At 62.5% G+C, this 13388-nt stretch carries 14 protein-coding genes; 7 read left to right on the top strand and 7 right to left on the bottom strand.

Translation table 11 applies throughout. The annotated features are described in order from the left end of the window. Nucleotides 1–72 precede the first annotated feature (72 nt). The 6 genes from AC3ITY_RS05175 to AC3ITY_RS05150 all read right to left on the bottom strand — a co-directional run bounded on the left by AC3ITY_RS05175 (nucleotide 73) and on the right by AC3ITY_RS05150 (nucleotide 4083). The gene (locus AC3ITY_RS05175) at nucleotides 73–621 is read right to left on the bottom strand and encodes a sugar ABC transporter ATPase (RefSeq protein ID WP_489307971.1); all 549 of its coding nucleotides are present in this window, start codon (nucleotides 619–621) and stop codon (nucleotides 73–75) included. 183 nt (nucleotides 622–804) lie between these two features. Continuing rightward, on the bottom strand, nucleotides 805–1986 hold the full coding sequence (purT, locus tag AC3ITY_RS05170; RefSeq protein WP_489307969.1) for a formate-dependent phosphoribosylglycinamide formyltransferase: 1182 nt from the start codon (nucleotides 1984–1986) through the stop codon (nucleotides 805–807). An 87-nt stretch (nucleotides 1987–2073) separates the two neighbouring features. Beyond that, nucleotides 2074–2541, bottom strand: coding sequence for a preQ0 transporter (locus tag AC3ITY_RS05165; protein ID WP_489307967.1), 468 nt, complete (start codon nucleotides 2539–2541; stop codon nucleotides 2074–2076). Between the two features lie 133 nt (nucleotides 2542–2674). Then, nucleotides 2675–2890 carry a DUF1289 domain-containing protein gene (locus tag AC3ITY_RS05160; RefSeq protein ID WP_489307965.1) on the bottom strand — a complete coding sequence of 72 codons (216 nt, stop codon included), beginning with the start codon at nucleotides 2888–2890 and terminating at the stop codon, nucleotides 2675–2677. After that, a complete protein-coding gene (locus AC3ITY_RS05155) occupies nucleotides 2887–3411 on the bottom strand; it encodes a gamma carbonic anhydrase family protein (protein ID WP_151213897.1) in 525 nt (174 codons plus the stop codon). The genes AC3ITY_RS05160 and AC3ITY_RS05155 overlap by 4 nt, the downstream gene beginning before the upstream one ends. Before the next feature lie 72 nt (nucleotides 3412–3483). Beyond that, nucleotides 3484–4083, bottom strand: coding sequence for a CoA pyrophosphatase (locus AC3ITY_RS05150; protein WP_489307963.1), 600 nt, complete (start codon nucleotides 4081–4083; stop codon nucleotides 3484–3486). A gap of 147 nt (nucleotides 4084–4230) precedes the next feature. Here AC3ITY_RS05150 and AC3ITY_RS05145 point away from each other — a divergent pair, with 147 nt between their 5' ends. The 7 genes from AC3ITY_RS05145 to nagE all read left to right on the top strand — a co-directional run bounded on the left by AC3ITY_RS05145 (nucleotide 4231) and on the right by nagE (nucleotide 13000). Then, a complete protein-coding gene (locus AC3ITY_RS05145; protein WP_008016748.1) occupies nucleotides 4231–4782 on the top strand; it encodes an NUDIX hydrolase in 552 nt (183 codons plus the stop codon). Between the two features lie 121 nt (nucleotides 4783–4903). Further along, on the top strand, nucleotides 4904–5407 hold the full coding sequence (locus AC3ITY_RS05140; protein WP_007982819.1) for a L,D-transpeptidase family protein: 504 nt from the start codon (nucleotides 4904–4906) through the stop codon (nucleotides 5405–5407). 292 nt (nucleotides 5408–5699) lie between these two features. Next, a complete protein-coding gene (locus AC3ITY_RS05135) occupies nucleotides 5700–6431 on the top strand; it encodes a GntR family transcriptional regulator (RefSeq protein WP_489307962.1) in 732 nt (243 codons plus the stop codon). A 49-nt stretch (nucleotides 6432–6480) separates the two neighbouring features. Next, a complete protein-coding gene (gene nagA, locus AC3ITY_RS05130; RefSeq protein ID WP_489307960.1) occupies nucleotides 6481–7587 on the top strand; it encodes an N-acetylglucosamine-6-phosphate deacetylase in 1107 nt (368 codons plus the stop codon). Further along, nucleotides 7580–8590: an SIS domain-containing protein gene (locus AC3ITY_RS05125; RefSeq protein WP_489310782.1), complete on the top strand. Its 1011-nt coding sequence runs from the start codon at nucleotides 7580–7582 to the stop codon at nucleotides 8588–8590. The genes nagA and AC3ITY_RS05125 overlap by 8 nt, the downstream gene beginning before the upstream one ends. A 148-nt stretch (nucleotides 8591–8738) precedes the next feature. Further along, the gene (gene ptsP / locus AC3ITY_RS05120; protein ID WP_489307959.1) at nucleotides 8739–11255 is read left to right on the top strand and encodes a phosphoenolpyruvate--protein phosphotransferase; all 2517 of its coding nucleotides are present in this window, start codon (nucleotides 8739–8741) and stop codon (nucleotides 11253–11255) included. Between the two features lie 29 nt (nucleotides 11256–11284). Next, a complete protein-coding gene (gene nagE / locus AC3ITY_RS05115) occupies nucleotides 11285–13000 on the top strand; it encodes an N-acetylglucosamine-specific PTS transporter subunit IIBC (RefSeq protein WP_489307958.1) in 1716 nt (571 codons plus the stop codon). A gap of 75 nt (nucleotides 13001–13075) precedes the next feature. Here nagE and AC3ITY_RS05110 read toward each other — a convergent pair whose 3' ends face one another. Further along, a complete protein-coding gene (locus AC3ITY_RS05110) occupies nucleotides 13076–13387 on the bottom strand; it encodes an NGG1p interacting factor NIF3 (protein ID WP_489307957.1) in 312 nt (103 codons plus the stop codon). Between the last annotated feature and the right edge of the window lies 1 nt (nucleotide 13388).

Here is a 13388-nt window from a genome sequence, read left to right as displayed (position 1 = left end):
TGGTCGCCAACGATAACGCGCACTGCCTGACTTATCGCGTCGTCCAAAAGTTTTTCGCGAGCAAGCTCGCTCCTACAATTCGACTTTCACCCAACTGACCGGCTGATCGAGCCAATCGGCGAATTCATCGAGAAAGCGCTGTTTGAACCCGGCTTCGGCCCAATTATTGAAGATGAAACCGAGGTTGGAGAAGCCGCATTCCTGCAGGAACAGGAAGCCGTTGATGTCGTCTTCATGCCCGCATTCGGGGCAGGTGAAGTTGTCGGTGCGCCCCGGCATCCAGTCTTCCAGGCTTTCGAACAGGGCTTCACCCACTTCCTTGCGGCACTCGGCGCAGCCCGCCTCTTCAAGGAAACCCTTGGCTGGCGTATAGATGCAGCGCTTGGTGATGATCTCCAGGCCATTGATCGGCTCGCCGAACGGCAGCGCCTCCGGGTGCAGGACCACTGCGCGGGCACCGTCGGCGATGGCATGGGCCATGCGATTGCCGGTGCGACCGCAGGTGGTCAGCTCTTCCTGGATGATGTTCTTGCGCACCAGCCAACGCACGATCGCCCGGGCCCGGGGCTCGTGCACCGGCAGTGTGGAGATTTTCGGGACGATGATGCTTTGGGAATTCATGGGTACAGGCCTGAAGCTTTAATGAAAGGGTCGATCAACAATCCCTGTAGGAGCGAGCCTGCTCGCGATAGCGGAAAGCCTGTCGACATCAATGTCGACTATGAAATCGCTTTCGCGAGCAGGCTCGCTCCTACAGTAAATTGCGGCGACCCCATAGAAGTTATAGGCCCGCCACAGCTGTTTTTACAACTCTACGACAACCGCTTGCGAAGCACGGGTCGCCTTGGCGCGGGCGGCTTCGATCGATTCGTCGCGGGCCAGGGCCACGCCCATGCGGCGCTGGCCGTTGACCTCAGGCTTGCCGAACAGGCGCAGCGCGGTATCCGGCTCGCTCAAGGCAGCGCCCAGGTTGGCGAAAGCGGTCTGGGTCGACTGCCCTTCCACCAGGATCACCGCCGAGGCCGAAGGCCCGAAATGACGGATCAATGGGATCGGCAGACCGAGAATGGCCCGCGCGTGCAGGGCGAACTGCGACAGGTCCTGAGAGATCAGGGTCACCAGGCCAGTGTCGTGAGGGCGCGGCGAGACTTCGCTGAACCACACCTGATCGCCCTTGATGAACAGCTCGACGCCGAACAGACCACGGCCACCCAGGGCTTCGGTCACGGCTTTGGCGACGCGTTCGGATTCAGCCAGGGCAATCGGGCTCATGGCTTGCGGCTGCCAGGATTCCTGATAGTCGCCCTTCTCCTGACGGTGGCCGACCGGCGCGCAGAAGGTGGTGCCGCCGACGTGGCGCACGGTCAGCAGGGTGATTTCGTAGTCGAAATCGATGAAGCCTTCGATGATCACCCGACCTTTACCGGCACGGCCACCTTCCTGGGCGTAGTCCCAGGCTTTCTGCACGTCATCGACGCTGCGCAGCAGGCTCTGGCCCTTGCCCGAGGAACTCATGACCGGCTTGACCACGCATGGGAAACCGAGGTCTTCAACGGCTTTGCTGTAGTCCTCGAAGGTGTCGGCGAAGTGGTACGGCGAGGTTGGCAGGTCCAGCTCTTCAGCGGCCAGGCGACGGATGCCTTCGCGGTTCATGGTCAATTGCGCAGCGCGGGCGGTCGGGATCACGGTGAAGCCTTCGGCTTCCAGTTCCACCAGGGTCGCGGTGGCGATGGCTTCGATTTCCGGCACGATGAAGTGCGGCTTCTCGGCTTCGATCACCGCACGCAGGGCTGCACCGTCGAGCATGTTGATCACGTGGCTGCGGTGCGCCACCTGCATGGCCGGCGCATTCGCGTAGCGGTCCACGGCAATCACTTCAACGCCCAGGCGTTGCAGCTCGATCACCACCTCCTTGCCCAACTCGCCACAGCCACACATCAATACGCGGGTCGCGGTGGGCGACAATGGAGTTCCGATACGGGTCATCTGAAGGTCCTCAAGGAGCGGATCATCGAGGGACGCGTCGCCATGCGCGCTTCCCATTGAGAGAAAGCGCGGCATTTTACATGAACTTCAGCCGACGACAGCCTGTTTGCGCAGGCGCCAGGCCATGATCAGCCACACGGCGGTGACCCCGGCGAATTTCGAACCCAGGGCGGTGAGGATCACCCCCGGCGTCAGGGCGTCGATCATGCCGAAAAAGATAAAGGTATCGAGGGGAATGCTCAGGGCCGAACTTATCCACAGGCGGTCGTGCAACGGGCGTTTGGTGATGCTGAACACCAGCCAGTCGATGCACTCGGAAATCGCGAACGCCGTGGCGCTGGCCAGGGCGATGGACGGATCGGAGGTGACATAGGACAACACCAGCGCCACCAGCATCGCCGCGAGAGCGCCATGCCCGAATCGGGCTTGCACCATGTCGCGCAGGATAAATACCAGACCGCCCCAGGCCGACCAGATGATGTCCAGGTGCGGCGCGGTGGAAAAGGCGTAGTTGATCAGCACGACGCTGCTGATGTAGGCGATCAGGAAGAGCATGGGCGGGAAAGTACCTGTCAATTTGCCGCACAGAATACTGTAGGAGCGAGCTTGCTCGCGATGGGCGTGAACGATAACGCGGCAAACCTGACACCCCGCGGCGTTCGCGGGTCCATCGCGAGCAAGCTCGCTCCTACAACCGCGGTTTTGCCCCGATCATCCACACCAACCCACTGGACTTCGCCCGCTCATGACACAACCCCAGCACCTTGCGTCGCTCGTCGTTGTCCATGCGGCTCCAGCGGGTAATCTCCTCCACCGTGCGTTGGCAACCGGTGCAGATGTCATCGTCGTCCAGCGCACAAATGTTCACGCAGGGCGATGCTACCGGGCGCTCGGTGGTGGTCATTGTTCCTGCTCGGCCAGGTCGCGGGCATAGCGCTGCGAGTTGTGCACGTAGTGAGCAGCGCTGGCTTCCAGCATCTTGATTTGCGGCTCGGTCAATTCGCGCACCACTTTGCCGGGCGACCCCATGACCAGCGATCCGTCCGGAATCTCCTTGCCTTCGCCGATCAGCGAGTTGGCGCCGATGATGCAGTTCTTGCCGATCTTCGCGCCATTGAGAATCACCGCGTTGATGCCGATCAGGCTGTAGTCGCCGACGGTGCAGCCGTGGAGCATGGCATTGTGGCCGATGGTCACGCCGGTGCCGATGGTCAGCGGGTAGCCCATGTCGGTGTGCATCACGGTGCCGTCCTGGACGTTGCTGTTCTTGCCGATCAGGATCAATTCGTTGTCGCCGCGCAATACGGCGTTGAACCAGACGTTGGCGCCCTCTTCCAGCTTGACCTTGCCTACCAGCACGGCATTGGGTGCGACCCAGCTCTGTGGATGGGTTTCGACGCGGGCGTCGCCCAGGCGGTATTTCATTGGTGTATTCCTCAAGGCTCAGGCAGGCTTTTTTTCAGCAAAATCAGGATTCAGGCCATTCGAACGATGGCTTCAGATATTGATAAAGCTTTTGGGAGGCTGATGCAGGCTGATTTTGGCGTCATACAGCAGGTTGATCAACTCGACGATCATGATCGCCGTCAGCCCCCAGATCTTGTATTCGCCATAGCGATAGCTCGGCACGTACCAGCTGTGGCCCTGATAATCGATGCGATGGGTATGTTCGCGGGGGTCTTTGCGGAAGAACTCCAGGGGCACGCTGAACACCGCGGCGATCTCGGCATCGTTGGCCCGGTATTCGACAAAATCCGGGATCACCCCGACATAGGGCGTGACCTGGATGCCATGCAGGCTGATCAGCGGGCTGAGCGGGCCGATCACCTCGACCAGCCCCGGCGGCAGGCCGATCTCTTCTTCGGCTTCACGCAGGGCGGTGAAAATCAGGTCGGGGTCTTCGGGGTCACGGCGCCCGCCGGGAAAGGCGACTTCGCCGCCATGGGTCGACAGGCCGCTGGCACGCAGGGTCAACACCAGCTGAGGCTCGTCACTGCGGGTGATAGGCACCAGCACCGCGGCCTCGGGAAAACGACGGTCGGTCTCCAATGTGCGTGGTGTGTGGTTACTAACCCGATGCAGTAGCTCGTCCAGCATGAGTGTTCTCGATCTGTGCCCTACCCGGCATCATGCACCAATCGCTGCGGTCGCCCAACCCCCGCAACCGCCCCATGTCGCGAAACGACAACTTGCCGACAGACACTGCCGCACGCCAAGATAGGCGCAGCATTCAGGAACCCCAGCATGAAATTTTGCAGCCAGTGCGGTAACCCGGTGACCCAACGCATTCCCGAAGGCGATTCGCGCCTGCGTTTTGTCTGCGACAGTTGTCAGGCCATTCACTACCAGAACCCCAACATCGTCGCCGGCTGCGTGGCGACCTGGGGCACCAAGGTGTTGTTGTGCCGGCGGGCCATCGAGCCACGTCGCGGTTACTGGACCCTGCCCGCCGGGTTCATGGAGAACGGCGAGACCATCGAACAGGCCGCCATTCGCGAAACCGCCGAAGAAGCCTGCGCCCGAGTGCGCAACCTGAGCATCTATACCCTGATCGACGTGCCGCACATCAGCCAGGTGCATGTGTTCTTCCGTGCCGAGCTGGCCGACCTGGACTTTTCTGCCGGCCCCGAGAGCCTGGAAGTGCAACTATTCGACGAAGCGGACATTCCATGGGATGAGCTGGCTTTCCGCACGGTGGGCCGTACCTTAGAATGCTTCTTCGCTGACCGGCGGACCGAAGTCTATCCCGTTCGGTCTGAATCGATCCCGCCACTTGCTCAGCCTGCCATTATCTGATGTCATCTCGGCATCACACAAAGGTGCCGAAAGATCGCCCGAATGCGGCACGAGCCTGCGGCAGCTCCTGCAAAAACTTCTATACATAAATAGTCGCGACACCTCCTGGGGAATCGTTTCAATGCGCTGGTTGCTTGCCCTGTTCTGTTTGTCGTTTGTCACGGTGTCCCAGGCTTCTGCCGTGGAAACCCTGGACGGCAAGGTCATCGAGAAGATCCTGATTCTCAAGTCTTCCCATCAATTGCAATTGATCAATGACGGCAAGCCGCTCAAGACCTATCGCATTTCCCTGGGCAAGCGTCCCAAGGGGCCGAAGCTGATGGAAGGCGACAAGCGCACCCCCGAAGGCTTCTACTGGGTCGACTGGCGCAAGATCAGCGACCGCTTCAACCTGGCGATGCACATTTCCTACCCGAACATCAGCGACTCTGCCCGCGCTCGTCGTGAAGGCGTCGAGCCCGGCGGCATGATCATGATCCACGGCACCCCGGACAGTGAAGACACCCCCGAAGACCTGTTCCACACCCTGGACTGGACCGACGGCTGCATCGCCATGCGCAACATGGACATGCGCGAAGTCTGGAACCTGGTGCCGGACGGCACGATGATCGAAATCCGCCCGTAATCCCCACGACCATTGGTCGCCCGCAAAAAATAAATTCAAAAGATCGTAGTCTGCGGCAGCTCCTACAGGGTGAATACCATTTCGCTCTGCAGGAGCTGCCGCAGGCTGCGATCTTTATCGCTTTAAACCCTACCGCTAATACCACTTCAAACCAACCCACATCCAGCCGGCCACAATCGGCTTGTTCTCGCTCGCCCGCGGTAAAGCCTCGGCGTTGACATGGTATTCAAGTGGTATTAGCTTTCACCCATTACGGGCAAAAACATTCCAATATCCGCCCCGGACACCCGCCATGAACGATCTCCATGCCCTGCGCCCCGACGACACCCAACCCACGCCGTTGTACCTGCAACTGGCACGCAACCTGGAAGCGGCGATCCACGCCGGCCAGTGGAAAGCCGAGCAGGCGATGCCATCGGAACGCAACTTGAGCGAGACGTTGGGCATCTCCCGCGTCACCGCCCGCAAGGCGCTGGAAGTGTTGTTCGAACAAGGTTTGATTCGCCGCAACCAGGGCTCCGGCACCTTCATCACGCCGCGCCTCGAACAACCGTTGTCACGCCTCTCCGGCTTCAGCGAAATGCTCCGCCTCAAGGGTTTCGTGCCCGGCTCACAATGGCTGGAGCGAGAAATCACCCTGCCGACCCACGAAGAGCTGATCCGCCTCGGCTTGTCGCCCAATGACAAGGTCGCGCGCCTCAAACGCCTGCGCAAGGCCGACGACACGGTGATGGCCATCGAGATGAGCACCCTGCCCGCCTCGATCATTCCCAAGCCGCTGGCGGTGGGCGATTCCCTCTACGAATTCCTCGACGGCATCGGCAAACCGGTTGTCCGCGCCCTCCAGCACATCCAGGCGATCAACGCCTCGGACGAGTTCGCCGCGCTGGTGGGCATCGCCCCCGGCACCGCCATGTTGCTGATGACCCGGGTCGGCTACCTCGAAGACAACACGCCCATCGAAGTCACCGACACCTATTGCCGTAACGACTACTACGACTTTGTCGCAGAGCTTCGAAGATAAAGAGCTTCGTAGAGAAAGAGCTGCGTCGATAAAACACCGAGATCCCGACATGTCCGAAGACAACATCCTCACCGCCCACGGCTGGGTTCGCGGCCGACTGGTCCACGAGCACGGCAAAGTCGTGTCGATCGAAGGCCAGCCCTGCGATCCGGCGGACAACGATCTGCCGTACCTGCTGCCGGGCTTCATCGACCTGCACGTGCACGGAGGCGGCGGCAAAGACATCATGGAAGGCGCGTCGGCCTTCGAAACCATCACCCGAACCCACGTGCGCTTCGGCACGACGTCGCTGCTGGCCACCACCATGACGGCACCGAGCGAAGAGATATCCAGCGTACTCCAGGCCGTCGGCGAGTTCTGTGAGCAGCGGCCCCAAGGCTGCGCCCGGGTGCTCGGCGTGCACCTCGAAGGCCCTTACATCAACCCGGGCAAACTCGGCGCGCAACCCAACTTCGCCCACACCGCGCTGATGGCCGAAGTCGAAGCGTACCTGGCGCTCGCGCCGATCCGGGTGATCACCATTGCCCCGGAAATCGCCGGTCACGACGCCTTGATCCGCGACCTCAGCAACCGCGGCGTTCGCATGCAGATCGGCCACACTCTGGGCAGTTATGAGGAAGGCGTGGCCGCACTGGAGGCCGGCGCCAGCAGTTTCACTCATCTCTATAACGCCATGAGCCCTCTGCATCACCGCGAGCCCGGGATCGTCGGCGCCGCGCTGGCCCACGCCAAATACGCCGAACTGATTCCGGACTTGTTGCACGTACACCCCGGCGCCATCCGCGTGGCCCTGCGTTCGATTCCGTGCCTGTATTGCGTCACCGACTCGACCGCCGCCGCCGGTATGCCTGACGGCGAGTACAAGCTCGGCAGCCACACCGTGACCAAATGCCTGGGCGGCGTGCGCCTGCCCGACGGCACCCTTGCCGGCAGCACACTGACCATGGATCAGGCCCTGCGCAACCTGGTGAAGATCGGCCTGCCCATCGCCGAAGCCTCGCAGCGCCTGTCGCAATTTCCCGCCGACTACCTCGGCATCACCGAACGCGGGCGCCTGCAACCGGGGGCCTGGGCCGACTGCGTGCGGCTGGATCGCTCACTGAAACTGACCGCCGTGATGGTCGAAGGAGAAGACATTGACTTCAAAAATGCTTGAAGAGGCGCTGTCCTCGTTCGAGGCCGTGCAGGCCCAGTTGCAACAACTCCACCCGCAGATGATCGAGATCGCCGGGCGCCTGCGTCGTCAGCCGCCGCAAGTGGCCATGACCGTGGCGCGCGGTAGCTCCGACCATGCAGCCAGTTACTTCGCCTACCTGACCATGCAACTGCTGGGCATCCCGGTGGCGTCGCTGCCTATGTCGGTGGTGACCATGCAACAGGCACCGTTGAAGGTCAGCGGCCAGGTGGCATTCGCATTTTCCCAATCGGGGCAAAGCCCGGACCTGGTCAACAGCCTGCGCCTGTTGCGCAAGCGCGGTGCCTTGAGCATTTCGCTGGTCAACGCCGAAGACTCACCGCTGGAAGCGGCCTGCGAATTCAGCCTGCCGCTGTGTGCCGGCACCGAAAGCAGCGTCGCCGCAACCAAGAGTTTTATCGCCACCCTCAGCGCCAGCGCCCGGTTGATTGGCCACTGGAAAGAAGACGCCGAATTGCTCGAGGCCGTCTCTGCCTTGCCCGACGGCCTGCGCGACGCAGCGCAACAGGACTGGAGCCCGGCCATCGACGCCTTGCGCGATTGTCAGAGGCTGATGGTGATCGGCCGTGGCGCCGGTTTCGCCATCGCCCAGGAAGCGGCGCTCAAGTTCAAGGAGACCTCGGCGATCCAGGCCGAAGCCTTCAGCAGCGCCGAAGTCCGTCACGGCCCGATGGCCTTGATCGGCGACAACTACCCGCTGCTGGTGTTTGCCCCACGGGGTGCCGAACAGGCCGGTTTGCTGAGCCTGGCCGCCGACATGCGCCAACGCGGCGCCCGTGTCCTGCTGGCCGCGCCGGATGACGTGCTTGAACGCGACCTGACCCTGACCCGCGCCGAGCACCCGGCCCTCGACCCGATTCTCGCGATCCAGAGTTTCTACGTGATGGCCGCCGGCCTGGCCGTGGCCCGTGGCATGGACCCGGACCAGCCGCGGCACCTGAGCAAAGTGACGCGCACCCACTGAACGCCCCCCTGTAGGAGCGAGCTTGCTCGCGATGGACGTTAACGATGACGCGTTCTTCCTGAATGAACGCGTTGCTCTCAGGCTCTTCGCGAGCAAGCTCGCTCCTACAAGGGGCGAGCTGATCTGAACTTTTTGATGAGACCGAGCCATGCATAACAACAATAAAGAGCTGACCCTCAGCGCCCCGCTCAGCGGCCCGGTGCTCACGCTCGCCAAAGTCCCGGACCCGGTGTTTGCCAGCGGCGCCATGGGTGACGGCATCGCCATCGATCCGCTCAATGACACGCTTCACGCCCCCTGCGCGGGCGTGGTGGTGCATGTCGCCCGCACCGGTCACGCGGTAACCCTGCGTGCCGACAACGGCGCGGAATTGCTCCTGCACCTGGGCCTCGACACGGTCGAGTTGCAGGGCCAGGGCTTCTCGATGCTGGTCAAGGAAGGCGCGCGTGTCGCCAACGGCCAACCGCTGCTGCGCTACGACCTGGACAAGGTCGCGCAACAGTGCAAGAGCCTGGTCAGCCTGCTGATCCTCACCAACAGCCAGGACTTTCAGGCACGCCCCATCACCCTCAAGTCGGTAAAGGTCGGCGAGCCGCTGCTGCACATCATTCGTCGACAGACCTCGAGCGCACAGGTTGATGCCGAGTTTGCCGGCGCCGAGATTGTCGGTCTCGTGCGCATTGCTCACCGTGGCGGTCTGCACGCGCGGCCGGCTGCGTTGATCCGTCAGACCGCGCAAGGATTCAAAAGCAAATCGCAGCTGCATTTCGCCGGCAAGTCGGCCACCTGCGACAGCCTGATCGGCCTGATGGGACTGGCCATCGGCGAACAGGCAGAAGTCCAGGTCAGTTGCCAGGGCCCGGACGCCGAAGCCGCGCTGCAAGCCTTGCTGACTGCGTTATCCACAGCCCTGGCCGAAGACCACCACGCTGCCGCACCAGCCACGATTGCCCAACGCAGTCGCGCCGCCGAAGCCGGCGTGTTGCACGGCGTCTGCGCGGCACCCGGCCTGGTCGGCGGGCCGCTGTTTCGCCTGAATGCAATCAGCCTGCCGGTGGATGCCGGCCATCATGATCCGCAGCAACAACAGCAAGTGCTGGACGCGGCACGGAGCCAGGTGCGCAGCGAAATCGAGCACACGCTGGCCCTGGCGAAAAAACACAAGGACACCGCGGAGGAGGCGATTTTCGCCGCACACCTGGCGCTGCTCGAAGACCCGGCCCTGCTGGACGCCGCCAGTCAAACCGTCGCCCAGGGCACGGCCGCGACCCACGCCTGGAGCCAGGCCATCGACGCGCAATGCGAAGTCCTCCAGCAAATCGGCAGCACGCTGCTGGCCGAACGCGCCAACGACCTGCGCGACCTCAAGCAACGGGTGCTGCGCGCATTGCTCGGCGATACCTGGCATTACGACGTGCCGGCCGGCGCCATCGTCGCGGCGCATGAACTGACGCCCTCCGATTTACTGCAACTGAGCCAGCAAGGCGTCGCCGGGCTGTGCATGGCCGAAGGCGGCGCGACCTCCCACGTGGCGATTCTGGCCCGGGGCAAAGGCCTGCCGTGCATGGTCGCACTGGGCTCGACGCTGCTCGATCAGCAACAGGGGCAACCGGTGGTGCTGGACGCCGACGGCGGTCGCCTCGAACTGACACCCAATGCCGAGCGCCTGGCCGACGTGCGCCTGCTGCAACAGCAACAGCAACAACGCCGGGCCGAACAACAGGCCCAGGCGCACACACCGGCACTGACCACCGATGGTCTGCGCATCGAAGTCGCTGCCAATGTGGCATCCAGCACGGAAGCGGCAGACGCACTGGCCAATGGTGCCGACGGCGTCGGCTTGCTGCGTACCGAGTTTCTCTTCGTCGACCGCCACACCGCCCCGGACGAACAGGAACAGCACCACGCCTATCAAGCGGTGCTCGATGCCATGGGCGACAAGTCGGTGATCATCCGCACCATCGACGTCGGCGGCGACAAGCAACTGGACTACCTGCCACTGCCCGCCGAGGCCAATCCGGTGCTCGGCCTGCGCGGCATTCGCCTGGCCCAGGTTCGTCCTGAACTGCTCGACCAGCAACTGCGCGCGCTGTTGCACCTGCGCCCGTTGTCACGCTGCCGGATCCTGCTGCCGATGGTCACGGAAGTCGATGAACTGCTGCACATCCGCCAGCGCCTCGATGCCTTGTGTACGGAGCTGGGTCTGACACAACGTCCGGAACTGGGCGTCATGATCGAAGTTCCGGCCGCCGCGCTGCTGGCCGAGCAACTGGCCGAACACGCGGACTTCCTGTCCATCGGCACCAACGACCTGTCGCAATACACCCTGGCCATGGACCGCGACCACGCTGGGCTCGCTGCGCGCGTCGATGCGCTGCATCCGGCACTGCTGCGGTTGATCGCCCAGACCTGCGCCGGTGCGGCGTTGCACAACCGTTGGGTGGGCGTGTGCGGCGCACTGGCGTCCGATCCATTGGCCACGCCGGTGTTGATCGGCCTGGGGGTCAGTGAATTGTCGGTGAGCCCGGTACAGGTCGGTGAAATCAAGGACCGCGTGCGTCATCTCGACGCCAGCGAATGCCGGCGCATCAGCCTGGGTCTGCTCAAGCTGAGCAGCGCTGGCGCGGTGCGTCACGCCTGTCACCAGCATTGGCCTCTGAGCTAAAGAACAACAAGAATCCACGGAGAACCGCCATGTACCAACTTTTCATTGAAGGTCTGCAACGCCTCGGGCGCGCGCTGATGCTGCCGATCGCGATCCTGCCGATTGCCGGCCTGCTGCTGCGCCTGGGCGATACCGACCTGCTGAACATCGCGATCATCCACGACGCCGGCCAGGTGATCTTCGCCAACCTGGCGATGATCTTCGCCATCGGCATCGCGGTCGGTTTCGCCAAGGACAACAACGGTACAGCGGGGCTTGCCGGGGTGATCGGCTACCTGGTGATGATCTCCACCCTCAAGGTGCTCGACCCGAGCATCAACATGGGCATGCTCGCCGGGATCGTCAGCGGCCTGATGGCCGGCGCGCTGTACAACCGCTTCAAGGACATCAAGCTGCCGGAGTACCTGGCGTTCTTCGGGGGCCGGCGTTTTGTGCCGATTGTCACCGGGTTCGCCGCCGTGGGGCTGGGCGTGGTGTTCGGTCTGATCTGGCCACCGATTCAGAATGGCATCAACAGTTTCGGCGTATTGATGCTCGACAGCGGCAGCATCGGCGCTTTCATCTTCGGCGTGTTCAACCGCCTGTTGATCGTCACTGGACTGCACCACATCATCAACAACATGGCATGGTTCGTCTTCGGCAACTTCACCGACCCGACTACTGGCGCCCTCGTGACCGGCGATATCTCACGCTACTTCGCCGGCGACCCCAAGGGCGGCCAATTCACCACCGGCATGTTCCCGATGATGCTCTTCGGCCTGCCCGCCGCGTGCCTGGCAATGTACCGCAACGCCTTGCCGGAACGACGCAAAGTCATGGGTGGGATCTTCCTGTCGATGGCCCTGACCTCGTTCCTCACTGGCGTCACCGAACCCGTCGAGTTCGCCTTCATGTTCCTTGCGCCACTGCTCTTCTTGTTGCACGCGCTGCTGACCGGCCTGTCGCTGGCTATCACCAATCTGCTGAACATCCACCTGGGGTTCACCTTCTCCGGGGGCTTCATCGACATGATCCTTGGCTGGGGCAAGTCCACCAACGGCTGGCTGGTGTTCCCGGTGGGCCTGGCGTATGCGGTGATCTATTACGTGGTGTTTGATTTCTGTATCCGCCGCTTCGACCTGAAAACACCGGGCCGCGAAACCAGTGCTGCCGCCCCGCAGGTTGCAGTGGCCGACAATGAACGCGCCGGGGCTTACATCAAGGCCCTGGGCGGTGCCGAAAACCTGATCACCGTCGGCGCCTGCACCACGCGCTTGCGCCTGGACATGGTGGATCGCAACAAGGCCTCGGATACCGACTTGAAAGCGCTCGGCGCCATGGCCGTGGTGCGTCCGGGCAAGGGCGGGAGTTTGCAGGTGGTGGTGGGGCCGATGGCCGACGCGATTGCCGATGAGATTCGCCTGGCGATGCCGGCGCTGGGCCGCGCCATGGTGTCGTCACCGGCAGCAGAAATCGACACACCTCCACCTGCCGCCGTGGCAACACCCGAGGCGCAACAATGGCTCAAAGCCCTGGGGGGTGGCGACAATGTGCTGCAACTCGATTGCATCGCCATGACCCGCCTCCGCCTGCAACTGGACAATGGCAAAGCGTTGTCGGAATGTGATTTGAAAGCGCTGGGCTGTCAGGGTGTCAGCCAGTTGGAAGGCGGCATCTGGCATCTGTTGATTGGCGACAAGGCGCCGAGCTTGAGTGATGCGCTGGAAGCGTTGGTCAATCGCAGTGAGGTCAGTGCCAAGGTTTAGATCCTCGGTGCCTGAGCAACAAAAAACCCGCTGAAATCTCTTTCAGCGGGTTTCTCATTTCAGCAGCCAGGAAGATCAGAAATCCTCCAACCGCCACACCTCATAAGCCGGCGTCTCGTAGGGATGGCTCTGTTTCAGAGCCGCCACCACCGAGCGAATCAACTCATCGGCCACCACCAGTTCAACCTTCCATTCCTCGACCTGCTCGACCTGCCCCGCTTCGCCAATGAACGGCTGACTGCCGTCCAGTGGACGAAACTGGCCAGTGCCAAGCACCTGCCATGCACAGTGGTCGTAAGCACCGATTCGACCGCCACCGGCGGCGAATATGGCACTCTTCACGTCTTCGACGTGACTGGTTGGAACGAAAAAGCTGAGCTTGTACACG

Source organism: Pseudomonas sp. GL_091 (assembly GCF_057837725.1).
The sequence above is the reverse complement of the archived record's forward strand: the minus strand, read 5'-3'. Positions and strand labels throughout refer to the sequence as shown.

Bases quoted from the DNA above. Each gene is read 5' to 3' on its own strand.
- AC3ITY_RS05145 (WP_008016748.1), top strand. From the start codon at position 4,231: ATGAAATTTTGCAGCCAGTGCGGTAACCCGGTGACCCAACGCATTCCC.
- AC3ITY_RS05155 (WP_151213897.1), bottom strand. From the start codon at position 3,411: ATGAAATACCGCCTGGGCGACGCCCGCGTCGAAACCCATCCACAGAGC.
- AC3ITY_RS05150 (WP_489307963.1), bottom strand. From the start codon at position 4,083: ATGCTGGACGAGCTACTGCATCGGGTTAGTAACCACACACCACGCACA.
- AC3ITY_RS05165 (WP_489307967.1), bottom strand. From the start codon at position 2,541: ATGCTCTTCCTGATCGCCTACATCAGCAGCGTCGTGCTGATCAACTAC.
- AC3ITY_RS05125 (WP_489310782.1), top strand. From the start codon at position 7,580: ATGCTTGAAGAGGCGCTGTCCTCGTTCGAGGCCGTGCAGGCCCAGTTG.
- AC3ITY_RS05175 (WP_489307971.1), bottom strand. From the start codon at position 621: ATGAATTCCCAAAGCATCATCGTCCCGAAAATCTCCACACTGCCGGTG.
- ptsP (WP_489307959.1), top strand. From the start codon at position 8,739: ATGCATAACAACAATAAAGAGCTGACCCTCAGCGCCCCGCTCAGCGGC.
- nagE (WP_489307958.1), top strand. From the start codon at position 11,285: ATGTACCAACTTTTCATTGAAGGTCTGCAACGCCTCGGGCGCGCGCTG.
- AC3ITY_RS05135 (WP_489307962.1), top strand. From the start codon at position 5,700: ATGAACGATCTCCATGCCCTGCGCCCCGACGACACCCAACCCACGCCG.
- nagA (WP_489307960.1), top strand. From the start codon at position 6,481: ATGTCCGAAGACAACATCCTCACCGCCCACGGCTGGGTTCGCGGCCGA.
- AC3ITY_RS05140 (WP_007982819.1), top strand. From the start codon at position 4,904: ATGCGCTGGTTGCTTGCCCTGTTCTGTTTGTCGTTTGTCACGGTGTCC.
- AC3ITY_RS05160 (WP_489307965.1), bottom strand. From the start codon at position 2,890: ATGACCACCACCGAGCGCCCGGTAGCATCGCCCTGCGTGAACATTTGT.
- purT (WP_489307969.1), bottom strand. From the start codon at position 1,986: ATGACCCGTATCGGAACTCCATTGTCGCCCACCGCGACCCGCGTATTG.